The organism is Methylobacterium sp. Leaf125, from assembly GCF_001423085.1.
Taxonomy (GTDB): Bacteria; Pseudomonadota; Alphaproteobacteria; order Rhizobiales; family Beijerinckiaceae; genus Methylobacterium.
Genome location: NZ_LMNU01000048.1, coordinates 80303 through 106929, shown reverse-complemented (window position 1 = coordinate 106929; position 26627 = coordinate 80303). Strand labels below are relative to the sequence as shown.

The 26627-nt window shown below is 69.4% G+C and carries 22 protein-coding genes; 13 read left to right on the top strand and 9 right to left on the bottom strand.

The annotated features are described in order from the left end of the window. Window positions 1-22: 22 nt before the first annotated feature. Window positions 23-283: a hypothetical protein gene (locus tag ASF58_RS23430; RefSeq protein WP_156375862.1), complete on the top strand. Its 261-nt coding sequence runs from the start codon at window positions 23-25 to the stop codon at window positions 281-283. Between the two features lie 203 nt (window positions 284-486). Here ASF58_RS23430 and glmS read toward each other — a convergent pair whose 3' ends face one another. Genes glmS through ASF58_RS23415 form a run of 3 tightly spaced genes read right to left on the bottom strand, consistent with a single transcriptional unit; the run spans window position 487 to window position 3953 of the window. Then, complete coding sequence (glmS, locus tag ASF58_RS23425; protein WP_055958447.1) at window positions 487-2313, bottom strand: glutamine--fructose-6-phosphate transaminase (isomerizing); 1827 nt, start codon at window positions 2311-2313, stop codon at window positions 487-489. A gap of 34 nt (window positions 2314-2347) precedes the next feature. Next, window positions 2348-3250, bottom strand: coding sequence for an NAD-dependent epimerase/dehydratase family protein (locus ASF58_RS23420; protein ID WP_055958444.1), 903 nt, complete (start codon window positions 3248-3250; stop codon window positions 2348-2350). 4 nt (window positions 3251-3254) lie between these two features. Next, the gene (locus ASF58_RS23415) at window positions 3255-3953 is read right to left on the bottom strand and encodes a sugar phosphate nucleotidyltransferase (protein ID WP_055958761.1); all 699 of its coding nucleotides are present in this window, start codon (window positions 3951-3953) and stop codon (window positions 3255-3257) included. 398 nt (window positions 3954-4351) lie between these two features. Here ASF58_RS23415 and ASF58_RS23410 point away from each other — a divergent pair, with 398 nt between their 5' ends. After that, on the top strand, window positions 4352-7783 hold the full coding sequence (locus ASF58_RS23410) for a PAS domain S-box protein (RefSeq protein WP_055958441.1): 3432 nt from the start codon (window positions 4352-4354) through the stop codon (window positions 7781-7783). A 29-nt stretch (window positions 7784-7812) separates the two neighbouring features. On the opposite strand, the gene ASF58_RS23405 is transcribed toward ASF58_RS23410, so the two are convergent. From ASF58_RS23405 to ASF58_RS27580, 3 genes are all read right to left on the bottom strand, one after another. Further along, window positions 7813-9114, bottom strand: coding sequence for an SLBB domain-containing protein (locus tag ASF58_RS23405; protein ID WP_156375860.1), 1302 nt, complete (start codon window positions 9112-9114; stop codon window positions 7813-7815). A 62-nt stretch (window positions 9115-9176) separates the two neighbouring features. Further along, window positions 9177-10637, bottom strand: a complete 1461-nt coding sequence (locus tag ASF58_RS23400) for a hypothetical protein (protein ID WP_156375859.1) — start codon at window positions 10635-10637, stop codon at window positions 9177-9179. A 954-nt stretch (window positions 10638-11591) separates the two neighbouring features. Next, window positions 11592-11723, bottom strand: a complete 132-nt coding sequence (locus ASF58_RS27580; protein WP_280137574.1) for a hypothetical protein — start codon at window positions 11721-11723, stop codon at window positions 11592-11594. A 104-nt stretch (window positions 11724-11827) separates the two neighbouring features. On the opposite strand from ASF58_RS27580, the gene ASF58_RS26345 reads away from it, so the two are divergent. The 5 genes from ASF58_RS26345 (at window position 11828) to pelG (ending at window position 17073) form a co-directional block, all read left to right on the top strand. Next, complete coding sequence (locus tag ASF58_RS26345) at window positions 11828-11992, top strand: hypothetical protein (protein WP_156375858.1); 165 nt, start codon at window positions 11828-11830, stop codon at window positions 11990-11992. Between the two features lie 336 nt (window positions 11993-12328). Further along, complete coding sequence (locus tag ASF58_RS23390; RefSeq protein WP_156375857.1) at window positions 12329-13237, top strand: hypothetical protein; 909 nt, start codon at window positions 12329-12331, stop codon at window positions 13235-13237. Further along, the gene (locus ASF58_RS23385; RefSeq protein WP_055958427.1) at window positions 13237-14157 is read left to right on the top strand and encodes a hypothetical protein; all 921 of its coding nucleotides are present in this window, start codon (window positions 13237-13239) and stop codon (window positions 14155-14157) included. Before ASF58_RS23390 ends, ASF58_RS23385 begins: the two co-directional genes overlap by 1 nt. Then, a complete protein-coding gene (gene pelF / locus ASF58_RS23380) occupies window positions 14154-15725 on the top strand; it encodes a GT4 family glycosyltransferase PelF (protein ID WP_055958424.1) in 1572 nt (523 codons plus the stop codon). Before ASF58_RS23385 ends, pelF begins: the two co-directional genes overlap by 4 nt. 88 nt (window positions 15726-15813) lie before the next feature. Further along, a complete protein-coding gene (pelG, locus tag ASF58_RS23375) occupies window positions 15814-17073 on the top strand; it encodes an exopolysaccharide Pel transporter PelG (RefSeq protein WP_244477478.1) in 1260 nt (419 codons plus the stop codon). Here pelG and ASF58_RS23370 read toward each other — a convergent pair. Then, entirely contained in the window at window positions 17051-17440 is a 390-nt protein-coding gene (locus ASF58_RS23370) for a hypothetical protein (RefSeq protein ID WP_156375856.1), read from the bottom strand. The genes pelG and ASF58_RS23370 overlap by 23 nt on opposite strands. Window positions 17441-17816: 376 nt before the next feature. Between ASF58_RS23370 and ASF58_RS27350 the strand changes: the two genes are divergently transcribed. Both ASF58_RS27350 and ASF58_RS23360 read left to right on the top strand, forming a co-directional pair. Then, the coding region (locus ASF58_RS27350) for a hypothetical protein (protein ID WP_244477464.1) at window positions 17817-18149 on the top strand (333 nt) is incomplete at its 5' end. Window positions 18150-18244: 95 nt separating this feature from the next. Then, on the top strand, window positions 18245-19243 hold the full coding sequence (locus ASF58_RS23360) for a GDP-mannose 4,6-dehydratase (RefSeq protein WP_082513279.1): 999 nt from the start codon (window positions 18245-18247) through the stop codon (window positions 19241-19243). Window positions 19244-19841: 598 nt separating this feature from the next. On the opposite strand, the gene ASF58_RS23355 is transcribed toward ASF58_RS23360, so the two are convergent. Then, the gene (locus ASF58_RS23355) at window positions 19842-20597 is read right to left on the bottom strand and encodes a Crp/Fnr family transcriptional regulator (protein ID WP_156375855.1); all 756 of its coding nucleotides are present in this window, start codon (window positions 20595-20597) and stop codon (window positions 19842-19844) included. A 428-nt stretch (window positions 20598-21025) separates the two neighbouring features. Beyond that, a complete protein-coding gene (locus tag ASF58_RS23350) occupies window positions 21026-21574 on the bottom strand; it encodes a thioesterase family protein (protein ID WP_055958409.1) in 549 nt (182 codons plus the stop codon). 341 nt (window positions 21575-21915) lie between these two features. Here ASF58_RS23350 and ASF58_RS23345 point away from each other — a divergent pair, with 341 nt between their 5' ends. The 4 genes from ASF58_RS23345 to ASF58_RS23330 all read left to right on the top strand — a co-directional run bounded on the left by ASF58_RS23345 (window position 21916) and on the right by ASF58_RS23330 (window position 26583). Beyond that, entirely contained in the window at window positions 21916-22824 is a 909-nt protein-coding gene (locus tag ASF58_RS23345) for a LysR substrate-binding domain-containing protein (RefSeq protein ID WP_055958755.1), read from the top strand. Window positions 22825-22959: 135 nt separating this feature from the next. Then, the gene (locus ASF58_RS23340; protein ID WP_055958406.1) at window positions 22960-24153 is read left to right on the top strand and encodes a CaiB/BaiF CoA-transferase family protein; all 1194 of its coding nucleotides are present in this window, start codon (window positions 22960-22962) and stop codon (window positions 24151-24153) included. Continuing rightward, window positions 24150-25106 carry a hydroxymethylglutaryl-CoA lyase gene (locus ASF58_RS23335; protein WP_055958403.1) on the top strand — a complete coding sequence of 319 codons (957 nt, stop codon included), beginning with the start codon at window positions 24150-24152 and terminating at the stop codon, window positions 25104-25106. The genes ASF58_RS23340 and ASF58_RS23335 overlap by 4 nt, the downstream gene beginning before the upstream one ends. 154 nt (window positions 25107-25260) lie before the next feature. Further along, window positions 25261-26583 (top strand): MFS transporter, encoded by a 1323-nt coding sequence (locus ASF58_RS23330; protein ID WP_055958401.1) that lies wholly within the window; start codon window positions 25261-25263, stop codon window positions 26581-26583. The last annotated feature ends 44 nt before the right edge of the window (window positions 26584-26627 follow it).

Below are 26627 nucleotides of genomic sequence, written 5' to 3'. Positions count from 1 at the left end.
AGGACAGGCGGATTACGGTCCGGTGATGCGCTACATCCCGGCCGCCGGCCTGCTCCTCTGCGTCTCGCTCCACGCCTCGGCCGTGGCGGCTGGACCGCTCGATAGCCTGATGGGTGCGCCCGACACGCCCGGCGTGGTCACCGGCGGCACCTTCGGACCGAGTGGCAATGACTATTACGGTGACATGCGCCTGCAGCGCCCGGCTTCCGGGCCGCGCGCGACCCGATACGCCAGGGTCAAGCCGCGCCACACCAAGGTCGACAAACCGTTTCCGAAATCCTGACGCGGACACAAGAAACCCGCCGCGGCCGGAGCCGGGCGGGTGGAGGTGTTCGCCTTGGGAGGAAAGCGTCTGTCCTTCCTACCGGGTCCTCCGACCGGCACCACTTCGCCGGGCGCGGGTCTGGTATGCCACGGTGGCGCGCCGCCTGGGGCCGGGCCGTCCCCCTCGCATTTCGACCCCGCATGGTCACGCCATGGTGACGATCACTCTACGGTGACAGACTTGGCGAGGTTGCGGGGCTGGTCGACATCCTTCCCCATGGTCACCGCCGCGTGGTACGCCAGGAGCTGGATCGGGATGGCGTAGAGGATCGGCGCCACGGCCGGCTCGACCTCCGGCATCATCACCGTCGCCAGGGTATCCAGGCCGTGTGCGGCCGCGCCGGTGGCATCACCGATGAGGACGATCCGTCCCCCGCGCGCGGCAACCTCCTGCATGTTCGACACCGTCTTCTCGAACACCGCGTCGTGCGGCGCGATCACGATGACCGGCATCGCCTCGTCGATCAGGGCGATCGGGCCGTGCTTGAGCTCGCCCGCCGCGTAGCCCTCGGCGTGAATGTAGGAGATCTCCTTCAGTTTCAGGGCACCTTCGAGGGCGAGCGGATAGGCGGTACCGCGGCCGAGATAGAGCACGTCGCGGACCTTCGCGATCTCCTGGGCCAAGCCCTGGATCTCGGATTCCTGGCGCAACGCCTGCGCCATCAGGCCCGGCATGGCGATCAGCGCGTCGACGAGCCGGCGCTCCTCGGCCGCGTCCAGATGTCCCCGGGCGCGGCCCGCCGCGATGGCGAGGCACAGGAGCGTGGTCAGCTGGCAGGTGAAGGCCTTGGTGGAGGCGACACCGATCTCAGGTCCGGCGAAGGTCGGCAGCACCGCATCCGATTCCCGCGCCATGGTCGAGGTCGGCACGTTGAGGACCGCCAGGATGTGCTGGCCCTGGGCGCGGGCGTAGCGCAGGGAGGCCAGGGTGTCGGCGGTCTCGCCCGATTGCGAGATCACCAGGGCGGCCTCGCCCGGGCTCAGCGGGGCCTCGCGGTAGCGGAACTCGGAGGCGACGTCGATCTCGACCGGCAGTCGGGCCAGGCGTTCGAACCAGTACTTGGCCACGAGGCCGGCATAGTAGGCCGTGCCGCAGGCGGTGATGGAGAGGCGCGTCAGGTCGGCGAAGGCGAACGGCAGCGTCACGGGAAGCCGGACGCGGCTCGCCGCGAGGTCGATGTAATGGGCCAGGGTCCGGCCCACCACTTCGGGTTGCTCGTGGATCTCCTTGGCCATGAAGTGGCGGTGGTTGCCGCGGTCGACGAGGTAGTTCTGGGTCACGATGGTCTGGCGCGTCCGGATAGCCGGCGCTCCGGCTGAATTCCGGATCTCGGCCCCCTGGCGCGTCAGCACGGCCCAGTCGCCGTCCTCCAGGTAGGTGATCGAATCGGTCAGCGGAGCTAGCGCAAGGGCATCCGATCCGAGATAGGTCTCGCCCGCACCGAACCCCACCGCCAGGGGAGCGCCGTGGCGGGCTCCGATCAGCAGGTCGGTCTCGCCGGCGAAGAGGAAGGCGAGGGCGAAGGCGCCGCGCAGCTGGGGCAGGGTGGTGGCCACCGCCTCTACCGGGTCCAGGCCGCGCTCCATGTGCCAGCTCACCAGCTGGGCCACGACCTCGGTGTCGGTCTCTGTCTCGAAGGCGACGCCGTCGGCCTCCAGCCTCCGTTTGAGCGTGCGGAAGTTCTCGATGATGCCGTTATGGACCACCGCCAGCCGGGCGGTGGCGTGCGGGTGGGCATTGGTCTCGTTGGGCCGCCCATGGGTCGCCCAGCGGGTGTGACCGATGCCGATGGGGCCGGTGAGCGGCGACTGGATCAGCTTGAGCTGGAGGTTGACAAGCTTGCCCTCGGCCCGGCGTCGTTCTAGCCGCCCTGCCTCCAGGGTCGCCATCCCGGCGGAATCATAACCCCGGTACTCGAGGCGCCGCAGCGCCTCGACCACGGGCCCCGCAACAGCCTCGCGGCCGACGATTCCGACGATTCCGCACATGGGTGGTCTCCTCAAGGCTGAGTGGAAGGCAGGATCAGGCGGCGCGCAGGGGAGCCGTCAGCATCGTACCGGCGGCTTGGCGCAGGTCGCGCCGCGGCGGCTTCGCGCCGAGGGCGGCCAGAGCGTCGGGCGAGCCGACGATGACCCGGCGCTCGCCGCCGCGCAGACGGGCCGGCGAGGCCAGGATCATGCCCTCCAGCAGGTCGCCGATGCGGGTGGGTACGCCCGTGCACAAATTGACCACCCCGGAAGCGGCCGGATTGGCGGCGAGTTGGGCGAGGGCCCAGGCCACGTCGTCGACGAGGAGCATGTCGCGGCAGACCTCGATGTCGCCGGTGACGAGGGTCCCGCCGCCCGGTCCGATCGCGTCGATCTGCCGGGCGAAATCGCCCAGCGCGAGATGGCCGGGCAATCCCCGGCCGATCGGGTTGAAGATCCGCGCCACGAGCACGCGGATCCCGGTCTCGGCCGCAAAGGTGAGGGCGGCCCGGGTCTGGGCGAGCTTGCTCCGGCCGTAGGCCGTGAGSGGTGCACAGGGCGCATCCTCTCGCACCGGTACCCCATCGACGACGGCGTCGCCGTACTCGGCGGCGCTTCCCGCCACGATGACGGTCGGCCGCAGCCCGGTGCGGCGCAGGGCGGCGAAGAGCGCCTGGGCTAGGCCGAGATTGACCGCCTGCAATCCCTCCGGCGTCCCCTGCGTCGCGCCCGCCAAGTGGAACACCGTGGTGGGCCGGAAGTGGTCCAGGGCCTTTCCCCAGGTCGCGACGCTCCAGTGCCCGGGCGCCACGGTCCAGTGCTCGGCCCGGACATCCCGCCGGGTGCCGACCGTCGCGACGGGCAGCCCCCGCCCGTCGAGGTGGGCGGCGAGGGCCCGGCCAATGAAGCCTCCCGCGCCGCTGATCAGGATGCCGCCGCCCGGCTGATGCGACGACATCGCGTCACGAGGCCAGGAACAGGCTGCGATCCGAGACGAACATCTGCTGGGCGAGGGCGAAGTCGTCGGGACGCCCGATGTCGAGCCAGACGCAATCCTCGTGGAAGCAGGCCACGTCGCCGCCGGCCGCCTTCACCTTGGCGATGAGGTTGGGCATGTCGAGGTAGGTATTGGGTACGAGGTGCTGGCGGACCGCCTCCCGCGACAGGGCGTAGACCCCCATGCTGACGAAGTGCGTGCTCTTCGGCTTCTCGCGATAGGCCGTCATGCGGCTGCGCTCGTCGATCTCGATCAGGCCGAAATCGATCTTCACCTCGCGCTCGAACACGCCGATCGAGATGTCGGCCCCGGCCTCCCGATGGGCAGCCATCATGTTCTTGAGGCTGAGGGTCGTGAGAAGGTCGCCGTTGGTGACGAAGAAGGCCTCGTCGAGGTCGTCCAGCATGGCGCCGAGGGCGCCGGCGGTRCCGAGGGGCTGGTCCTCAAGCCGGTAACGGATGTTGAGGCCGAGGCGCTCGCCGTCCCGGAAGAAGGCCTCAAGCAGGTGACTGAGATGGTTCACCGCCAGGATCACATCGGTGATGCCCGCGCATTTCATCTGTCGCAGCAGCAGCTCCAGGACCGGCATGTCGTTGAGGGGCATCAGGGGCTTGGGAAACAGCGCCGAATAGGGATGGAGCCGCGTCCCCTTGCCACCGGCCATGGTCGACGTGACCTGCGGCACCAGACGCGCGGATGACGCGTCGTAGAGATGCAACGCATGCGCAGCTTCCGAAGATCTCAGATGATGATCTGTCCGGTCTGGAACGACTTCAAGCATTGCACCCTCCTGAATAATTTGATAGAAATTGAATTTAATTCTCTCGAATATTATCCCCACAGATAAGATTAACGGATTTTTAAGACTTCATAGCAACCGCCTTGGTGGGCTTAGCAGCCGTATCCAAGGGAAGCGCGCACTAACCCGATTTCGCTACGGCGTAGGGCAGTTGGGGGGAGCCTCGCCAAAGCGTGATGGCCGGACATCGTTCCGAGCTTGGAAGCAGGGCCCTCACCGACTTACCGTTAAGTCGCATTTACGGACTTCCGTCGAAGAGGTTGATGCGTGGCCTCACCGGTCACAGCTCCGCTCCAGGCCAGCTCACCCGCATGTCGCCGATGTCATCCAACGAGGCCGCACGCCTGGCGGCGCTACGAGCCCTGGCGCTGGTCGGCAGCCCGCCCGAGCCGCATTTCGATGCGGTGTGCCGGACGGCACAGGTGCTGTTCGACGTGCCGATCTGCCTGATCTCGATCGTCGAGGAGCGGGAACAGTGGTTCAAGGCCCGGTGTGGGCTCGACCTGGAACGGACCCCTCGGGAGATCTCCTTCTGCAGTCACGCGATCCACGCTGATGCGATCCTGGTCGTCGAGGACGCCAGCCGGGACAGCCGATTCGCCGCCAACCCCCTGGTGACGGGTGAACCGCACATCCGATTCTACGCCGGCGCCCCGATCATCCTGCAGCCGGGCATCCGGGCCGGCACCCTCTGCCTGATCGATTCGAAGCCCCGCACCTTCTCGGCGCAGCAGGCCGACCAACTCGCGGATCTCGCCCGAATCGTCGCCGCCCATCTCCGCCTGCAGCAGACGCTGGTGGCCAACAGGGCCCATGCGGACGAGCGGGCCCGGGCCGAGCGGGCACTCCAGGCCAGCGAGGCCAATTACCGCCGCCTCGTCGAAGGTGTGAGCGACCACGCCATCTACATGCTCGATCCGGCCGGGCTGGTGCGAAACTGGAACGCCGGCGCCGAGCGGATCCAGGGCTACCGTGCCGAGGAGATCATCGGGACGCACATCGCGCGCTTTTACGGCGAGGACGACCGGCGGCAGGGCGCCCCGAAGGGCGCCCTCGACACTGCCCAGCACCTCGGTGTCTTCAAGGACGAGGGCTGGCGCCTGCGCAAGAACGGCGAGCGTTTCTGGGCGAGCGTCGTGATCCACCCGATTCGGGACGAAGCCGGGACGCTCCTCGGCTTCACCAAGATCCTGCGGGACTCCACGGAGCGGCGGGCCGCGGAGATCGCCCTCCAGGCGAGCGAGACGCGCTATCGGCTCCTGGCCGAAAACTCCTCCGACGTCATCATCCAGAGCGACCTCGACACGACCCGGCGCTACGTCTCGCCGGCCTCCCTGAACGTCCTGGGCTACACCCCGGAAGAGATGATCGGACTGCGCCCGACGGACTGCGTGCATCCGGAGGATGCCGAAGCCTACCGGGTCGTACTCGACAGCCTGACATCCGAGCGCGTGGAGCGGACCGCCAGCCAGCAACGCTACCGGCGCAAGGATGGCACCTGGATCTGGACGGATATTTCCTTCACCCTGACCCGGAGTCCCGTCGACGGCCGCGCCACCGGCTACGTCGCATCCCTCCGGAACATCGATGCCCGCAAGCGGGCCGAACGCGCCGCGGCGGAGAGCGAGGCCCGCTACCGGGACGTGGCCGAGACGGCGCACAACGCCATCCTGGCCCAACTCGCCGAGGGCGTGATCGTCACGGATACGGCGGGCCGGATCACTCTCGTGAACGAGGCCGCCGCCGCGATCCACGGGGTCGCGCGCCTGGACGTCGAGCCGGACGACTACAGCAAGTCCTATCACCTCTACACCGAGCACGGGGCGCCCTACGTTCCGGGGAACCTGCCCCTGGCGCGGGCGGTGCGGGGCGAGAGCGTGCAGGATGCCCGCTGGCGGGTGCGGCGGCCGGACGGCGTCGAGGTCCTGGCGATCGGTTCGGCCCGGCCCCTGGTCGGTCGCGACGGACATCAGGTCGGCGCTGTCCTGACCATGCGCGATGACACGGCGCGCGACGCCGCCGAGCGCTCCCTGCGCGCGAGCGAGGCGGCCCTGCGCGAACTGAACGCGACGTTGAGCGATCGCGTCGCGGCCCGGACCCGCGACGCGGAGGCGGCGCGCCTGGAGGCGGAGCGCGCGAGCGCGGCCAAGACCGATTTCCTGGCCTCCATGAGCCACGAGATCCGGACGCCCCTCAACGCCATCATCGGCTTCACCGACCTCATGGTCAGTTCCGGCCGGCTCCCGCCCGACCTGCAGCGCCAGGCCGAACTCGTGCGCACCTCCGGGGGTGCCCTGCTCACTGTCGTCAACGACATCCTCGACTTTTCCAAGGTCGAGGCCGGCGCGATCGACCTGGACCGGCAAGCCTTCGACCCCTACGCCCTGATCGACAGCTGCCTGACCATCATCCGCGGTTCGGCCGAGCAGAAGGGCCTGGAAATCCGGTCCGTCGTCGATCCGGCAATCCCGCACAGCCTGTTCGGCGACGAGGCGCGCCTTCGGCAGGTGCTGCTCAACCTCCTCAACAACGCGATCAAGTTCACCGCATGCGGCGGCGTGACTCTCAGCGTCCGGCACGCTGGAACCGACGAGGCCGGCGAGCGCCTGCGCTTCGGCGTGTCGGATACCGGGATCGGGATCGCGCGGGACCGGCAGGACCGGCTGTTCAAGCGGTTTTCCCAGGTCGACGGCTCGATCGGGCGGGATTTCGGCGGCACCGGCCTCGGCCTGGCCATCTGCAAGCAGTTGATCGGCCTCATGGGCGGTGAGATCGGCGTCCTCTCCGAGGCGGGCGTCGGCGCCACCTTCTGGTTCGCCCTGACCCTGCCGCCCGGTACCAACGCACGGCCCCTCGCGCTGGTGAGAACCGCACGCCCGCCTCGCCGGAGCGGGCGTCTGCTGGTCGTCGAGGACAATCCGATCAACCAGGAACTCGCCCGCGCGGCCCTCGAGATCGGCGGCTATGCGGTCGACGTGGTCTCGGACGGGGCATCCGCCGTCCGGGCGGTGGCGGAGACCGCATTCGACCTCGTGCTGATGGACGTGCAGATGTCCGGCATGGACGGGCTCACGGCGGCCCGCCGCATCCGGACCCTGAACGTGGCCGCCGCCGCGATGCCGATCATCGCCATGACCGCCAACGTGCTGCCCGAGCAGATCCGGATGTTCCGAGAGGCGGGGATGGAGGACCATATCGGCAAGCCGTTCAACCGGGCCGCCCTCTACCAGATGGTCGACAAATGGCTGTCGTCGGGGACGGGGGCGGTCCCGCCCGCCGATCAGGCGGCCGCGGAATCCAACCTCCTCGATCGCGGCATCTACGACGAGATCGTCGCCCTGATCGGCGCACCGCGCACCACCGGCCTCCTCCAGGCCCTCGCGGAGGAACTGGACGCCCGCTTCCTGCACGAGGCCGAGACCGAGGGGGAACGCAACAGCCTGCGCTTCGAGGCGCATAGCTGCGTCTCATCGGCGGGAACCCTCGGCTTCACGGCGCTCTCGGACGCCTGCCGCGCCCTCGAACGCTGCGACGAGCGGCGGATCGCGCAGGCTGGCCCCGAGACCTTTCGCCGGCTGCTCGGCGAGGCACGGATGCTGGCCCGCCAATCCGCCGAATGCGCGGCGGCGCTCGCCGCCTGGGGCCGGCCGCGGGCGACCAGCCCGACGACCCATCCGCGATCCGCCGTCGGCTAGGACCGACCTTCCGGTGTTCGATCCGGGGCCTAGGGTGCCGGGTCGGTCCGGGATGGCGCGGCCTCGGCTGTGGCGTTCCGGGAATGCTCGTCCCCGCGCGGATCGATCACGACCTTGAGCACGTCGCCGGGCTCGAGGGTGTCGGTCTCCGTGGCGGAGAGGACCTGTGCGCCGCCGGCCCCGCTGCGCACGATGCGATAGGCGAGGGCCGGATCGCGAGCCCAGCCTGCACTCATCGTCGCGCCCACGACGGAAGCCGTCGACAGGGCCCGTTCGGCGGATGCGATCTCGGCATCGACCAGGGCGATCTCGCGCTCGGCGGCGAGGCGCTGCCGGGCATTGCCCTGGTCCAGGGCCTCGCGGGCCATCCTCTGGCGCTGCTCCGCCTGAAGGATCCCGACTTCGTAGTCGCGCCGACGCCCCTCCATGTCGATGAAGTCGCGGCGAACGTCAGCGACGCGCTCGCTCTCGACCACCTGCCGGGAGAACAGCGCCTCCATGGTGCGCAGCCGGTCGCCACGGGCCGCGATCTGGGCTCCATAGGTCTCCAGGCGCTTGCGCAGGAGGTCGACCTCGGTGCCGGAGGCTTCCGCCGCGGCCTTGCGCGATCCCTCGTCGCTGGTCTGCAGGCTCGCCTCCAGGCGCAGCACCTTCGCCTCGGCGCCCAGGAGAGCCGCCGCCTCTTCGGGGCCCGCCAGGGTCCGAAGCCGCTCCTGCACCTCCGTACCCATCCGTCCCGCGGTCAGCGCGGCCTTGCGCGCCAGAGCGCGCTTCAGCCGCGTGCGGGCGGCGTCCTCCCGCTCCCGCTCCCGCAGCGTCTCCACAACCCCCGAGAGGGTGGCGGGATCCCGGTCCCGCCCCCCCGCGAGGGCCACCACCTGCAGCACGATCATGCCGCCGGTATACGGGTAGGCGCCCGGCGCGCGGACGGACCCCACGACGAAGACGGGCGCACGCTGCACGAGGCCGACCGTGACGCCGCCGTGCCGGCCGAAGGCGGTCTCGAAGACGCCCATCAGGTCGGCCTTGAGGGTCTCCAGGGGCTTTCCGGCCGCCGGAACGAAGCCGAAGAACGGCAGCGAGAGGGCGCCGCCCTGTTCGATGGCGTATTCGCCCGAGAGGTCCACCCGCTGGTAGAAGGTCTGGATTACCGCGGCGGCGCCCGCGGCCTGGCCCTTGTCGCCGGGTGCCGGATTGGGAATCTCCATGGTCTCGTAGAAGGTGATCTTGAGCCGGTCCCCTGAGCGGAGGACCGGCCCGCCATCGGCCAGGGCCGCCCGACCGGCCAGAAGGGTGAGCACCGCTAAGGCGACGGCTCGGCATCTCAACATGACCTCGGCTCCTTGTGTTCGTGGGTTTCGGCCCGGTGATCGGGGTGTCGTCGGGGCGCCGTTCACTGCACCCTCCGGGCGTCGGGCCCGGCCTTCGCTGTGGATTGAACCTGTGCCTGCTGGGCCTGGGCCTGCCGCGCGAGAGCCACCGGCGCGAGGGCACTTCGACGCAGGGCCTCAAGGCCGAGGCGTTGCTCCCCGCCGTTGCCGAGGCGCTCGGCCAGGCGCAGCTGGACCGGGAGCAGGTCGGTCGGGAGCCGGTCCCGGCGCAGGAGATCGCCCAGGGCCGCCAGGGCCGCGGTGTCGCCGGAGATCAGGCTGACGAGCGCCACCCACTCGATCCGAGCCGGAGCGGTCAGGGTCGCCGGATCGACCGATCCGAGGACGTGTCGGGCCAGGACCGTGTTGCCCTCGTGCAGCGCCAGCCGCGCGGCGAACAGAGGCTGGCGCTGCAAGGCGGCCCAGGACAGGCGGGGCCGCAGGGGCCCGATCGCATCGAGGCCGTAGCGCAGGGCCAGGGCTTCCACGATCGCGATCTGCGCCTCGTACCAGCCGGGTTCGGCGAGGATCCGCGCGGCCTTCCTCCAGAGCGCCGGAACGTCTCCCACGGCGTAGGCGGCCGCCACGTAGCCGGCCACAGCGTCTGACGAGGGCTGTGGACCGTCCTGCGCCCAGTCTTCGAGGAGCGTGGTGGCGATGCGTCGGTTCCCGTCCTCGGCCACCACCCGCGCCAGGTAGAAGCGCGTATCCGGGCTGAGGGCGGTCACCTGCGCGCCGAGAGCGACGGCTGCAGTCGGATCCCCCCGCGCCGCCATCCGGCGCACCACGTGCACGCCGAGCCAGGGCTTGTCGCGCCAATCGGCGATCCAATGCCCGGCGCGCTCGGCGGCCTCCGCCCGCAGGCCTTCGGCCAGAAGGAGGTCGAACAGGACGATCCGCCCGATTTCCTGCGTGCCCGGCATCAGCGCGTCGGCCCGGCGCAGGGCGGCCAACGCCGCCGCGCGATCCCCGGCCCAGGACAGGAGAATGCCGAGGCGCTCGACGTCCACGGGCCGCAGCAGGGTCTCGTCGACGATGCTCTTCAGGAATTCGCGCTCCTCGTCGAGGCGCTCCTGGGCCCGGTAAAGATCGAGGAGCGCCCACAGGCGCGGCCGGGTCGGAGCCAGGGCCACCAGGGCCACCAGGGTGCGGGTGGCGGCCGGACGATCGTCGGAGACCCGGTAGAGATTGGCGAGCCATTCCAGGACCTGCACGTCCCCGGGCCGCTCCACCAGGTACCGCTCGAGCAGATCCTCCGCGAGCCCCCGGTTGCCGGTGGATTCGAGGGCACGAGCCGCAGCCGCGAGGAAGGCCGGATCCCGGCGTCCCAGGGCGAGGAGCCGCGCCAATTCGCTCGCAGCCTCGCTGGTTCGCCCATCCCGCGCCAGCATCGCGAGCTGCTCCTCTGAGCCGGGCGAGAGGGCGTAGGCGGTCGCGGCGGCGGCGAAGGCCCAGAGACCGAGGAAGCGCCAGCCGATCCTCATGTCCGCCCCGCTGCGCCCGCGCACCCGGGGTTTACGAGGAAGACAGATCGACGATGTGCCGTGACTGGCCCACATGAATCGTTGTCCGCGCCCAAGCTCCGATGCACAGCATCAGACCAAGTAAAAAAACGAAAGACAAGAATCCAGAACTAAGGTTTTCACGCCGTTTCATACCGCGAATGCGCTCGAAATCGAGCGATCTAATGCATCTTTGTTAGACGAAAGACTCTTTTTGGCTCGGGATATATTCGCCCGGCGGAGACGGCTTTCGATGAACAGGGGAACGAGAGCTCTGGCGCAGCCGATCCGGAACGGGTCCGTTCAATCCTGATCGGCCCGCAAGGCAACCCCTCGGCCTCACGCGGCAAGGCCGTCGACACCAGTGCTCTCAAAGGTTTCCCGAGAGAATTCGAAGTCGGTTTTGCGCAATCGACTCCGGGGAGGCTCGATGATTTTCGAATTCGGAAGTCGAAAAACCACCGATCTCTTATCAAAGATTAATGCCAAACCGATCTTCAAGTAATCGCTTGTAATCCACTCAATCCCAATGTAGCTAATCAAATCGTCGAGGCACACATCTCGGATCTCACGAGTGGTGCCGGAGTCGGCGCATGCCGAAGATCGCATGGGAGGGCTGACTATGTCACTCGTCGCAATCGAATCGGACATTTCAGTTGCGAGGTCTGAGCAATCCACAGTCGTCATCATCGACCCCCGGGTCCTGTTTCGGGAGAGCTTGATCTCCCAGATCCAGAGAAGTGCCGACGCGCCCCAGGTCCTGGGCTTCTGCACCGTACTTTGGCAGAAGGCCGCCAAGGACCGGCCCCCGGCCTCCGTCATCGTGATCGCCGCAACCCATCGCAGCATCGCGCAGATGGAGAGTGAGCTGGAGACCCTCGCCAGCGTCAGTCCCGGCGTTCCGGTCGTCCTCCTGTCGGAACTTGAGGATTACCATCAGGTCACGGAAGCGATGCGGCGGGGACTCAGTGGATTCATCCCCATGACGAGTTCCGTGAAGGTGGCCCAGAGCGCCATCGCGCTGGTGCTGGCCGGCGGCTGCTTCGTCCCGTCCGGGATCGTCTGCACGCCCCCAGCCCCACCGGCCGCCGAGGCGCGCGGACGCGGGTCGGTCCGGCTGACCGAGCGCGAGGCGGCTGTCCTCGGCGTCCTGCAGATCGGCACGCAACATCATGAAGAAGCTCCAGGCCAAGAACCGGACCGAGCTCGCCTATCTGGTGAACACCAAGGGCGTGGTGTCCTGGGCCCCCCATCTCGGCGGGGCCTGGTTCCACGCGCGCCCCTCCGCAGATCAGGCGAAGGCTGCGCAGTCCCTGACGGTCACGCACAACGCCTAACACGCGGCGGCGTCCCCCTTCCCGAGTCCGATCCGAGCCGCGCCCGGTCAACCGGGCGCGCCCACGGCCGGGCAAAAGACTTGCCCCTGGAAAGACTTGCCCCTTGACGGATAACACGGACGGATGAGCGAAGTGGTCTTGTGGTAATCCAAGTTCGCTAGTTCCGGCGATATTTCTTCCCAACGAAATTCCTGCTCTTTTCAAGATGTTTCCGGACCTTGCGGCGCACCGACGATCGACTTCGGTGACCTGCCGCGGATGCCTGTGGGGGGCCATGCTGTGACGGCTGCGGCGGCGGGTGAGCGGGGCGCCTCGGATCAGGATCCGTCCAGCCCGTTGTTGGGATGGCGGCGCTACGTCCCGGAGGCAATCGGGCTCGTCCTGCTCCTGGTCCTGATCGACCATCTGGTCTTCGACGGCAGCCGCTACGCCTGGATGACACCCCGGCCGTTCTGGATCCCGGTCATCCTGATCTCGGCGCAGTACGGCCTCGCGGGCGGCGTCTTCGCCACCCTGGTGGCGACCCTGGCGCTGTACAGCTCGGCACTGCCCTCGCAGCTCGCGACCCAGGATTACTACGCCTATTCACGTCAGGTCGTCGCCGAGCCGACGGCGTGGCTGGCCTGCGCCCTGGTCCTCGGCGGGTTGCGCAGCCTCCACATCTTCCACGCGGCCGAGTTGCGCCAACAGCGAGACGACGCCCTCGACGAGGCTGACAGTCTCGGCCGGGGCCTCTCTGCCGCCATGGCGGAGATCGGTCGCCTCGAACTCCGGATCGCCGCCGAGACCCGCTCCCTCGGCAGCGTGAGCAAGGCCTTCGCCTGCCTGGATGCCGAGGACGGTCTCCGCTTGGCCACGAGCCTCGCGGAGCTGGGCCGCAGGCTCGTGGGAGCCTCCCGGCTCACGGTCTATGCGGCCACGCCCCGGGGCCTCGTCCCCCTGGCCACGGTCGGGGAGGGCGGGCCGCGCGACCGGGTCACCGCACCGGCTATCGACGGCGCGCTGGCCGAAGCCGTCGCGCAGGCGCCGGATCGGCTCTGGCGCCGGGATCGCGCGGCGGATGCCCGGAAACTGCCGGGCGGCGCAGTCCTCGCCGTCGCCCTTCCGGCCCACGGCGCCCCGGGCCCGCGCGGACTGCTCCTGGTCGAGGGCCTGCTGCCCAACCAAACCCTCGCCGAGGCCGCGCCGCGCGCGCTGGACATGGCCCTGGCCATGGGCAGCCTGATGGCCGGGGCGGAGCGATGATGATCGACGTCCCGGATCCCCTCGCCGCCGCGCGGCCCCGGCCGGCTTGGGACGTGCCCGTTCGCCTCCCTCGCTCTCCGACCGCGGTCGCCCTCGCCACGGCCCTCGGGGAGATCGCCCTCGCGGCGGCGCTGCTCCATGCCCTCGTGGGTCCCGTCGTCGTCCTCGCCGGGCATGTCGGCCTGTGCCTGATCCTCAGCCTGCGCACCCTGCAGGACGCACAGCCTCCGGGCGACGCGGCGCGGCTGGCTCACCTCACCCTCTGGACCTTCATCGGCGGTCCCTTCGGCACTCTCCTGGCGATCGGCCTCGCCCTTCTCGATCGCGCCGCGGCACATCCGCGACCGGCCGAGGCTTTCGGAACCTGGCTCGAGGCGGAGGGCCATCTCGATCCGCGAACCGATTGCGGCCGGCTCAGCAGCGACCTGCGCGATGGGCGCCTCCGGGTCGGCAAGGCCAGCACGGTGGTTCCCCTGGCGGACATCCTCGAGGGCGGCGTCAAGGAAGCCAAGTTCGAGGCGCTGGCGATCGTGGGACGACGCTTCGATCCGTGCCTCACCCACGTCATCCATGCCGCGCTGCAGGACGCGGACGCCTCCGTGCGCGTGCTGGCCTCGACGGTCCTGGCCAAGCTCCAGATCCGCTTCACCCGGGATCTCATCGCCCTGGAGGAGGCCGCCGCCCAGACCCCGGGCGCGGCAGGCCCCTGGCTCGCCCTCGCGAAGGCGCGCCGCGCCTATGCCAAGTCGGGCCTGACCGAGGCCCTGCAGGCCCGCACGGACATGGCGGCCGCGCGCGTCGCCGCGAGCCGGGCCCTGGCGGCTGAACCGCAAAACAAGGCCGCCCGGGCGCTGCTCGCCGCCATCGAGGCCGAGAGCGCGGCTCGGACAGCGTCCCTCCCGCGGGAGGTTCTGCCGTGAACGTAGACGCCGCCGCCGGCCCATCGGACGTGTGCCTGCTCGTGGAGGGTGGGTACCCCTACCTCCTCGGCGGGGTCTCCTCCTGGACCGACAGCTTCATCCGCAGCTTTCCGGCCAAGCGCTTCAGCCTCGTGGCCTTCACGACCTCGGACCAGGAACGGACACGGAAATTCGACCTTCCGGCGAACGTCGAGCGCATCGTCGATGTGCCGATCGATGCCTGCCCGGCGGGACGCCTGCCGCTCCTGCGCGGGCGGGAGGCGATCGCGCCGCTGATCCGGGACCTGCACGCCGTCCTCACCGATGGTGGCGCGCCGGCCTGGGTCCGGTGCGTCCGGGAGCTCGACCGGTGCGATCTCCGGCAGCGGGCCCTGCTCGATTCCCGCCCCGCCTGGACCGCGCTCGAACGGATCTACGAGGCAATGCTCCCCGGGGCGCCCCTGGTGGATTTCTTCTGGACCTGGCGCTTCCTGGCGCGCAGCCTCATCGCGATCGCCACTGCGCCGATTCCGCCGGCGCGGATCTACCATGCCATCTCGACGGGCTATCCGGGGCTGTTCGGGGCCCGGGCCAAGGCCCTGACGGGGCGGCCCTTCGTGGTGACCGAGCACGGCATCTATACCAACGAGCGGCGGATCGAGCTCTCCATCGCCGACTGGATCTACGAGTCCGGTGCGGGCGGGTTCGCCGTCACCGGCACGGATCCCGAGTTGCGCCGGGTCTGGCTGAACGCCTTCAACGCCATGGCGCGGATCACCTATGACGCCGCCGACCTGATCACCACGCAGTTCCGCACCAACCAGCTCTACCAGATCGAGGACGGGGCACCCGAGGCGAAGCTGCGCATGATCCCGAACGGCATCCGCTTGGACCAGTTCGCCGACATCCCGCCCGGTCCGCAGCCGCGCCGCCCCACCGTCCTCCTGGTCGGCCGCGTCGTCCCGATCAAGGACATTCGCACCTTCATCGAAGCTGCCGGCCTGCTGCGCCGGCAGGTCCCCGACGTCGACGCGATCATCATCGGGCCTGAGGACGAGGATCCCTCCTACGCGGCCGAGTGCCGGACCCTGGTGCGCCAGCTCGGCCTGCAGAACACCGTCCGGTTCCTCGGCCGGGTTCGGGACGTGAAGACTTATTTTGGGCAGACCGACGTCATCGCCCTCACCAGCATCAGCGAGGCCCAACCCCTGGCGATCCTGGAGGCGGGGGCCGCCGGCGTGCCCGCCGTGACGACCGATGTCGGCTCCTGCCGCGAGATCCTCGAAGGATCGGACGGGCCCGATTCCGGCACGGTGGGCGGATTCGTCGTGCGCGCCTGCGACCCGCAGGCGACGGCCGATGCCCTCGCGCGCCTCCTGCTCGACCGCGACCTGCGCGCGCGCATGGGCCGGGCCTTGCGTGCGCGCATTCATGCGGTCTTCGATCAGGACCGGATCGTCGGCCTCTATGAGGCGCTCTACGACTCCGTCGACCCGGCCGCTCTCGACCCACCAGCCTCCGGACGGTCCGAATCCCTACGGGATACCGGACCGGCGGGGGAGATCGGGAGGATACCATGGCCGGCCTAGGCTTCGCCCTGGAGCGCATGACGCAGGGGCGCTCCCTGACCAGCACCGCCGGAGCCTACGTCTACGACTTCCGCTCTTCCGCTCGGTCATCATCTACAACGCCCTGATCTCGGCGATTCTCACCGGTCCGATCGCCTTCGTCGGCACGCGTTTCGTCTCGGATCAGGTCTGGCTGAAGCGCGACACGAGCGTCACCTACGCGTTCGTGGTCGCGCAAGGCCTCTTCGCCACCGTGGCTTTCCTCGTCGCCGGCCCGCTCTACCTGTTCGCCGCGGACCTACCCGGCCCGGATACGGTGGCTGGCTTGCAGAACCTGCTGCTGATGGGCGCGGCCTGGCTGCTCATCCCCTTCATGGGCGCGATCCGGAGCCATGTCATCGTCGCCGTGGCCTTCGGTGCCGGTGCCGGTGCGGCCGTCATGGTGGCGCTCATCGCGATCGCCCCGAGCAGCGAGCCGCTGCGGCTCCTCACGGCCTTCAACATCGGGCTGACCATCATCGACCTCGTCCTGGCGCGGCGCCTGCTGCAGGATTACGGGATGGCGCTCGTGCCCGATGCCGCGCTGGCGCGGACCCTGCGGACGCATTGGGATCTGCCGCTGATCGGACTCACYTGCGCCMTCGGMCTCTGGGTCGACAAGCTGATCATGTGGGTCGCCGCGCCCGTCGGCGTSTCCACGGTGGGCGGCGCCTTCCGGACCATGCCGAACTACGACACGCCGATGTTCTGGGCGCAGCTCGCGTCGATCCCCATCCTGGCGGTGTTCTTCGTCCACGTGGAGACCAACTTCTTCCGCCTGAGCCGGGCCTTCTACGGCAGCCTTGCCCACGGGGTCAGCCGCCGCGACCTCGCGCGGATGCAGGCCCGCCTGTCACGCTTCGTGATGGCCAAGCTGTTCGGGTTGTTCATCGCCCTCGCGGCCGTCGCCCTCATYGCCATCCTGGTCTCCTACGTGGCGATCGAGCCCCTCGGGTTGCGGGCGAGCCAGATGGGCATCCTGCGGGCGGCCCTGGTCGGGATGGTGTTCCAGACCAGCGCCTCCTTCTGCTTCATCTTCCTGCTCTACTTCGACCTGCGCCGCCACGCCCTCGCGGTCTCGGCGACGTATTGCATCCTGAACGGAACGCTGACCGCCGCCCTCCTGCCCCTCGGATTTCCGTTCTTCGGCTACGGCAACCTGTTCGCCTCGGCCCTCACGTTCCTCCTCGCGGTGATGCTCCTCGCGCACGAGCTGCCCTGGCTGCATTTCCATGCCTTCGTCACCAACAACACCTCCCTGCGGTCGGCCGAGGCACGGGCCCGGCCGGTTCGCCGCTACTTCCGCCTCAGAAGGTCGAGCGATGCGTGATCCCGCCGACGGTCGCGACAATGCCGGGCGCCCCAGTCGCGTGCGCCCCGGTATCCTGCGCCCCAGACTCCTGCGCCGAAGCATCCTGCGCCGAAGCGTCCTGCGGCTCCTCGCCGGCCTGGGGGCCGCCGGCCTCCTCCTCGACCGGCCAGCGCGCGCGCGCGACCGGCTCCGCTACCCCCATCTGGCCTGGACGCTGTTCTACGGCGAAGACCTGGAGCCGGCCGCGTTCGAGGGCTTCGACCTCGTCGTGCTCGATCCGGGCTTCAAGGGCCCCCTGACGCCGATGCGAGATCGCGGGACCGAGGTGCTGGGCTATCTCAGCCTCGGCGAGATCAAGCGCACGAGACGACCCGGATCTCTTCATCGGAGACAACCCGAACTGGCCCGACACCGTGCTGTGCGACGTGCGCCGGCCCGCCTGGCGGACCCTGATCCTGGACGTCGCGGTTCCAGCCCTGCTGGAGCGCGGGTTCTCCGGGCTGTTCTTCGACACCCTCGATACGCCGCCCCATCTCGAGCAAACCGACCCGGAGCGCTATGCCGGCATGCGCCTGGCCGCCATCGACCTCGTGCGAACCATCCGCCGACGCCATCCCGACCGGATGCTGCTGATGAACCGCGGCTACGCCCTGCTGCCCGAACTCATCGGGCAGGTCGACGGGGTCGTCGCCGAGAGCCTGCTGACGACCTACGACGCCCCGGCGAACGGCTACCGCTGGACCGAGCCCAGCGAGCTCGANCTCATCGGGCAGGTCGACGGGGTCGTCGCCGAGAGCCTGCTGACGACCTACGACGCCCCGGCGAACGGCTACCGCTGGACCGAGCCCAGCGAGCTCGACCCGCACCGACAGGCCCTGCGCCCCCTCACCGAGGCGGAACCACCGGTGCCGATCCTCAGCCTGGATTACTGGGACGCCGAGGACAGCGCGACCATCGCCAAGATCTACACCTGTGAGCGCGACCTCGGCCACCGCCCTTACGTCGCTCAGATCCTGCTCGACCGGGTCCTGCGCGAGCCGCGCGCCAGTGCTGAGCGCTCGCCATCCTCCGGCCAACGCCCGGAAACTCAGTGAAATCTTCATAATACTTTTGTGTCTATTGCAGAAATCCCGGACTTGCGCTGAATTACCGGAAACTGTGCTTCGGAAAAGCCGTTGGGGAGCATGAGATGGACGGAACAGCATGGCAGGGTAAGCGGGTTGCGGTGACCGGCGCCGGCGGATTCATCGGCAGCCACCTCGTGGACGCCCTGGCGCGGGCCGGAGCCGAGGTCACCGCGATCGTGCGCTACAATTCCGGCGCTCGGGTCGGCAACCTCGACTTCCTCGACCCTGAGGTCCGGGCGGCGATCACGGTGGCCTTCGGCAATATCGAGGACAGCGACTTCATCTACCAGACCCTTGAGGGGATGGACGTCGTGCTGCACCTCGGCGCCTTGATCGCGATCCCTTATTCCTACGAGGCGCCCCGCAGCTACGTCCGCGCCAACATCGAGGGAACCCTGAACGTACTCCAGGCCGGGCGCCGCAGCGCCGTGGGGCGTATCGTCCATACGAGCACCTCGGAGGTCTACGGGACGGCCCTGCGCACGCCGATCGACGAGACCCACCCACTCCAGGGGCAGTCTCCCTATTCCGCCTCCAAGATCGCCGCCGACAAGCTCGCCGAGAGCTATGGCCGCTCGTTCGAGCTGCCGGTGGTGACCCTGCGGCCCTTCAACACCTACGGCCCGCGCCAGAGTGCCCGCGCCTTCATCCCGACCATCATCTCGCAGGCCTTCGCCCGGGACGAGATCCGCCTCGGCTCCCTGACACCGGAGCGCGACATGACCTACGTCTCCGACACGGTGGCGGGCTTCCTCGCAGCCGGCTCGCAGCCGGGCATCGACGGGATGACGATCAATCTCGGCACGGGCGAGACCTACTCGGTCGGCTGGTTCGCCCACCGCATCCTCGAACTGATGGGCGTCGACAAGCCGATCGTCACCGAGGCGCAGCGGATGCGGCCGGAGCAGAGTGAAGTGCTCAAGCTGATCTCCGACAACAGCCTGGCACGCCGGGCCATGGGTTGGACGCCGCGGATGTCGATCGATGACGGACTCTGCCGGATGATCGACTTCGTCCGCTCCAACCCCGGCTTCTACGCCACCGACCGCTACATCACCTGATCCGGGACGGCCCGTCCCTGGCGCAGCGTTTCGCGAAACCGCCCGGACCGGCACCGGACGCCAGCCGGTCGGGGCCAACCCGACCCTCGGTCTCGGCCAGTCGCTTTGCCGCAGGATCTCTCCGGCAATCTCGCGCTGGCAAGCACGCTCCTGCAGGCGCGCGCCGGCGCGGAGTCCGGGCCTCCCCCGGTGTGGCGGGTGGTTCTGATCGGCGCACGCGGCCCGTGATCAGCTAGCAACCAGGGTTCGATGCCACACAGGGCGGCCGAGTAGACCGGATGGTCCTTCTTCTCGTCCGTCACCAGCACCGCGAAGGCTTGGCAAGGTCCATCCGCCCGACCTTCGTGGCTCGCGATCTCGGGCAAAATGCGCTTGGCATGAAGGGCGGCTTCGCGCGAGCCCGCGATCACCGGGCGCAGATCGGGTTCAGCACGCGGGTGAGCGGCATTGGTCTCTCGCAAAGCAGGCGAGAGCCGTCGGATCATGGCCGGCGAGCTGTTCCGGATGGTAGCCGCTACCGCTGGTATCTGGGCCACTCCAGCTTGGTGCGGATGGTGGCGTCGTGCCTGCGAACGCCCGCGGCCTTGGGGCTGGCCGCCTACGCCACGCGCGGAGCATTCGTCTCGGGCGCGAGGTGCAGGTAGGCCGGGTCGAACATCGCGAAGTCCTTGAGCGCTTCGACATCGGGGATAGCCACCTGCTTGCCTTCGAGGGTGACCAGTCTCCGGCGCTTCAGGCTTCCGAGCGTCCTGTTCACGTGAACGGGCGATAGGCCGAGCGCATCGCTCAGGTCGACCTGCGTGAGGGGAAGCTCGTACCGGTTGGCGGTTGCCAACCCGACGGACTGGAAGCGCACCAGAAATTCACAGAAGACATGCGCGAGCCGCCTGTCGGCCGGGCGATGCCCCACGACGAGCAACCACTCGCGCAGGATCGCCTCGTCGACCAGCGCGGCGCAGCGAAGGACATGATCCAGCGACGGATAGCTGGCTGTGAGCCGGCCCAGAACGTCGTGCGGGACGCGCGCCACCTCGCACAGGGTGAGCGTCGCGATGGAATGGTCGAGCGCACCGATGACCGGCACGTTGAGGTCGCAGACATCCCCCGGAATGAGGAAGGCGAGGATGACCCGTGTCCCGTCCGGCAAAAACTTGCAGCGGCAGGCCAGTCCGCTGCGGATGATGTGAAGGTGATCCGGAACGTCGCCCTCCGAGACGATATCCGTCCGGGGACCAACGAACCGGCCGTGGACGTTGGCCTGCTCGAGGGCGTCCCGATCCGCATCCGAAAGACTGAAACGTGGTTCGAACTTGCGGAGAAAAGACCTGAACACATGCCCCTCTGAAGTCGTCACCGATGATCAACATTTGATATTAAATCATAGCGATCATCTAAAATATATAGTCAAAAAGTATGACCTCCTCCGATCGGCCGGAGGCTCGAATAAGCCGATTTTTAACGGTTTTGGCTGGGTCCGCTTCTCGATATCGTCATCATCCAGACCAGGATGCTTGGGCAGTTGCAGAGAATGCGAAGTGTTCCCCGAAATCCTGACCTTCGGTAGATCGCCGCGACCCTGACGCATCGCACGGCCTGTGATGGCGCGCTCACGCCGGCCCCAATGGTGCCTTCGCCTCTCCCGGGCCACTCTGTGCCCCGTAAGGCGTTCGACGAGTGCGATCGGATGCGGTGGGGCCGGGGCGGCGCCGGGACCCTCTAGGCTCCGCAGGCGACCCCAGCGAACGCTGGGTGCTTGGGAAGGGGCCGCGTCGCAGCGGTCCCTCAGGCCGGGGCCGTCGTGTCGCGAAGGGCGCGCTCCGCGGCGAGGAAGGCTTCGACCGCGTCCGACATCGGCGGCGCTTCGGCCGCGATGCCGATCGCCGCGAGCAGGGTTCGCATCGGCACGTAGCTGCGCCGCCGGCGGTCATAGAGCCCGGCCTGAACCAGCGCGATGGCCGCGACCGTGCCAGTCTCCCGGACCACCATCCGGTGCTCGATGACGAAGCGGGTCTCGTCCCAATGCGCCAGACGGGTCTCCAGGTCGAAAGTCTGGAACGGCCGGAGTTCGCGGCGAAAGCGGATCTGGCCGGCGCTGACCACCGGGGTCCAGCGCTGGCGCATTACCGCGCGCCACAGGCCGGAGCCGAGCATGAGGTCGGTGCGGCCGAGATCCATCAGGGTCCAGTAGCGCCCGTTGTTCAAGTGCAGCGACGTGTCGAGGTCGTGGGGCCAGACCCGGAAGCCGAGGCGCGAGACCCCGAAGGGCAGGGCGAGCTTCGGTCGCCGCCACGCGGTCGCGATGAGCCAGAGGAGGCGCAGCCAGAGATTCATGGGCGTCCCGGAACGGAGCCTCGGATCGGGGCTCTCGGCAGCGCCCGGATTGGCAGAACCCCGTCGCCCGCGCCAGCCTCCGACGGGAGTCGGGTGATCGTGGTCGCGCCGGCGCTCCCGAACCCGTCACCGTCCGCGCCGAGCGGAGGCCGAACCATCGCCCCCGAGGGCCGGCTCTCCGGGCATTCGAACACGGACGTGGCTTGCTACCCCAGCGCTGAGGATCGCCCTTCGCGCCGATCAGCCACCGCCGGGCTGGTCCGCCGGGCCGTCCGGCACTGTAGTCTCACCGGAGCCCCGGGTGCGGTCCGCGCCGGTGGGGGTCGGTGAGAGGAATGGACATGCTGGCCCCGACGCTCCTGCGGCGCCTCGATCCGACGACGCTGCGCCTGTTCGTGGCGATGTGCGAGGACGGCACCCTAACCCAGGCGGCCCGGCGGGCGGCGATCGCCCCCTCCGCCGTCAGCAAGCGCCTGGTCGAGCTGGAGCAGAGCCTCGGCGTCCAGCTGATGACGCGCCAGGCGCGGGGCATGGTGATGACCCCGGCCGGGGAGACCCTGCTGCATCACGCCCGGCGCATGCTGCACGACGTCGAGCAGATCGTGGCGGAGCTTGCCGAGCACGCCAAGGGCGTCCGGGGCATCGTGCGGATGTTCGCCAACCTGTCGGCCATCGTGCAGTTCCTGCCCGAGGACCTGCGCGCCTTCCTGGCGCGCCAGGAGGCCATCAAGATCAGCCTGGAGGAGCGCCCGAGCGGCGGCGTGGTCGCGGGCGTCGAGGCGGGCCTGGCCGAGCTCGGCATCTGCGCCGGCAGCATCCCGGCCCGCGACCTGACCAGCGTGCTCTACCGCCGGGACAGCCTTGTCGTGGTCATGCGACACGACCACCCCCTGGCGGACCGACCCGCACTCGCCTTCCGGGACACCCTCGACCACGACTTCGTCGGGCTCCACGCCGAGAGCTCGATCTATGCCAGCGTGCGCGGCGAGGCCCAGAGCATCGGCCGCCCCTTACGCCTGCGCGTCCATGTTCCCGGCTTCGACGCGGTCCTGCGCATGGCCCAGGCCGATATGGGGCTCGGCGTGGTGCCCCTCGGGGTCTTCGCCCTCCTGGGACGCGCCATGGACCTCGCCGCGATTCCGCTCACCGACCCCTGGGCCCAGCGCGAATTGCGCATCGTCAGCCGCCCCGGCACTCTGTCGCCAGCGGCGAGCCTGCTCGTCGCCAGCCTGACCGCGGACGTCGCCTGAGCCTCGATGCGTTCTCCGAACGCGAACGGTCGTCGCCGAAAGACGGTTGGCCTTCCCCGGCCCTGCGCAGCTATCGATGTGACAAGAAGACGATCCCAGAAGACCATCGCCGACAGACCCCCGGAGGAATCGTTCATGGCCGGACCGCTCGCCGGAATCCGCGTTCTCGAACTCGGACAGCTCATCGCCGCCCCCTTCGCCGCCCGCCTGATGGCGGAGTTCGGCGCCGAGGTGATCAAGGTCGAGGCGCCGGGGGAGGGCGATCCCCTGCGCAAGTGGCGCAAGCTGCACGAGGGCACCTCCCTCTGGTGGTACCTCCAGTCCCGCAACAAGAAGTCGATCGCCGTCGACCTGAAGTCGCCGGAAGGCGTCGCGGTGGTGCGCGCCCTGGCCACCAGCGCCGACGTGGTCATCGAGAATTTCCGCCCCGGCGGCCTGGAGAAGCTCGGGCTCGGCTGGGCCGACCTCTCCGTCCTCAATCCCAACCTCGTCATGGTCCGGATCTCCGGCTACGGCCAGACCGGACCCTATCGCGACCGGCCGGGCTTCGGCGCCATCGGCGAGGCCATGGGCGGCCTGCGCTTCACCACCGGTCATCCGGACAGCCCGCCGGCCCGCGTCGGCGTCAGCATCGGCGACACCCTGGCCTCCCTGCACGGGGTCATCGGGGCGCTGATGTCGCTCCTCCACGTCAAGACCGCCGGCGGCAAGGGTCAGGTCATCGACGTCTCGCTGGTGGAGAGCGTGTTCAACGTGATGGAGAGCCTCGTCCCCGAATACGACCTCCTCGGCGAGGTCCGCACCCGGACGGGCGGCGCCCTGCCGGGCATCACGCCCTCGAACACCTACCCGACCCAGGATGGCGGCTACGTCGTCATCGCGGGGAACAGCGACCCGATCTTCCGGCGCCTGATGCAGGCGATCGGCCGGCCCGACCTCGCCGACGACCCGGCCCTGCGCAGCAACGACGGCCGCTCGGCCCAGGCGGCGATGCTCGACGCGGCCATCGCCGATTGGTCGGGCTCGCGCAGCATCGCGGAGGCGCTGGCAACCCTGGAGGCGGCGCAGGTCCCCGCCGGGCGGATCTACTCGGTGGCCGACATCGTCGCCGACCCGCACTACCAGGCCCGCGACATGATCCTCCCGACCGAGCTGCCCGGCGGCACGGCGGTGAAGATGCCGGGCATCGTGCCCAAGCTCTCCGAGACCCCCGGGGCGGTGCGCTGGTCCGGCCCGGCCCTCGGGGCCCATACCGACGCGGTGCTGGCGGATCTCGGCTACGACGCCGCGGCGATCGCGGCCCTGCGGACCACGGGAGCGGTGGCATGAGCGGCGGCGAGACTGGCAGCACGGGCGACGAGACGCCCCTGATCGTCCAGGAGGTTGCGCCCCGCGACGGCCTGCAGATCGAGCCGGCCTTCGTCGACACAGCCGACAAGGTCGCGCTGATCGACGCCCTCTCGGCGACGGGCTTTAGCCGGATCGAGGCGACCTCGTTCGTCTCACCCAGGGCCGTCCCGGCCCTGCGCGACGCCGCCGAGGTGCTGGCCCGGATCACCCGGCGCCCGGGCACGCTCTACGTCGCCCTGGTGCCGAACCTGAAGGGCGCCGAGCGGGCACTCGCGGCGCGCGCCGACGAGCTCAACCTCGTCATGTCGGCGAGCGAGACCCACAACCGCGCCAACATGGGCCTGACCCGCGAGGCCTCCCTCGACGGCTTCGCGCGCATCGTCGCAGCGGCCCGCGGCGGCGGGGTGCGACTCAACGCGACGGTGGCCACCGCCTTCGGCTGCCCCTTCGAGGGCGCCCAGCCGCCGGAGCGGGTCCTCGGCCTCGTCGAGCGCTACCGCGCCCTCGGGATCGACGGCATCACGCTGGCCGACACCACCGGCATGGCGAACCCGCGCCAGGTCGGCGACCTCGTGGCCCGGGCCCTCCGGCTCGTCCCGGTGGAGGCGCTGACGCTCCACTTCCACAACACCCGCGGCCTCGGCCTCGCCAACGTGCTGGCGGCGCGGGCGGCCGGCGCCCGGCGCTTCGATGCGGCCCTCGGTGGCCTCGGCGGTTGCCCCTTCGCCCCGGGCGCCACCGGCAACATCTGTACCGAGGACCTCGTGAGCATGGCTCACGAGATGGGCATTCCCACCGGCCTCGACCTCGACGGACTGATCACCCTGTCGCGCGGGCTGCCGGCCCTCGTGGGCCATCCCGTGCCGGGGCAGGTGGCCCAGGCCGGGCGCCCCGGCGACCTCCACCCGCCGCCGCCCGGGATCGCGGCCTGACGCTGGGGTTCGGCGCATGACGAGCCGAACCTGCACCACGAGCCGAACCAAGAGACTGCCCGAACGCAAGAACGCCGAACACGAGACTACCGAACATGCAAGACCGCCCGGATAAGGGCGGCGCGCCATCGAGACGCCTCCAGGGAGAGACACCATGACCCTCGCCGCCCCGGCCGCCCTCGGCGTGCCCGCAGAGACCAGCGAAGCCGCCACCTACCGCAAGATCGCCTGGCGGCTGATGCCGCTGATCATGGTCTGCTACCTGTTCGCCTTCTTCGACCGCATCAACATCAGCTTCGCCAAGTTCCAGCTCCAGAGCGACCTCGGTTTCAGCAACACCGCCTACGGCCTCGGCGCGAGCCTGTTCGTGGTCGGCTACGTCATCTTCGAGGTGCCCTCGAACCTGATCCTGTACCGGGTCGGCGCCAGGCGCTGGATCGCCCGGATCATGATCTCCTGGGGGCTCGCCACCGCCGCCATGGTGTTCATCACCCAGGAGTGGCACTTCTACGCTCTGCGCTTCCTCATCGGCGCCATGGAGGCGGGCTTCGCCCCCGGCATCCTCTACTACCTGACCCTGTGGTTCCCGGCCTCGCGGCGGGGGCGCATCACCTCGATGCTGTTCGTGGCTTCGGCCTTCTCGGGCATCTTCGGCGCCCCGTTCTCGGGCCTGATCCTGACCTCGCTCAACGGCGTCGCGGGCCTCGCCGGATGGCAGTGGCTGTTCCTCGCCGGCGGCCTGCCCTGCCTGCTCCTCGGCGCCCTGGTGATGAGCCGCTTCGACGACCGCGTCAGCGATGCCCGCTGGCTGACCGACTCCGAGAAGACCCTGGTGGCGAGCCACATCGCCGAGGCCAACCGCGGCATCGGCGACCACTCGCTCCTGGGCGCCATCCGCAGCCCCGGCTTCCTCAAGGTCGGGCTGATCTACTTCCTGCTTCAGATCGGCTCCTACGGCCTGAATTTCTGGGGACCGGACCTGATCCGCACCGCGAGCGGCGCCAGCACCGGCACGGTCGGGCTCCTGGCGGCGCTGCCCTACATCTGCGGGGCGATCAGCATGGTGGTGATCGGGCGGCTGTCCGACGCCTCCGGCAACCGGCCGAAATTCGTCGCCGGCCTCGCCATCGCGGCGGCTCTCGGCTTCTTCGGCGCCGGCCTGTTCGACCGGCAGATCGTGCCGCTGATGCTGGCCCTCTGCCTCGTCGGCACCGGGATCGTCGCCTCGATCCCGACTTTCTGGACCTTGCCGCCGAAGCTCGTCACCGGCGTCGGCGCCGCCGGCGGCATCGCCCTCATCAACACCCTCGGGCAGTTCGGCGGCATCGTCAGCCCGGTGATGGTGGGCTGGGTGAAGGATCTCACCGGATCGACCACCCCGGCCATCTGGGTGATCGCCGGCCTGTGCCTCACGGCCGCCGCCATCAGCCTGTTCGCCCTGCCGGCCCAGCTGCGCCGCAGCGACCGGATCGACTGACCGTCCGTCGGAGCGCCGCCTGGTCGGGGGCGCTCCGTCCGACC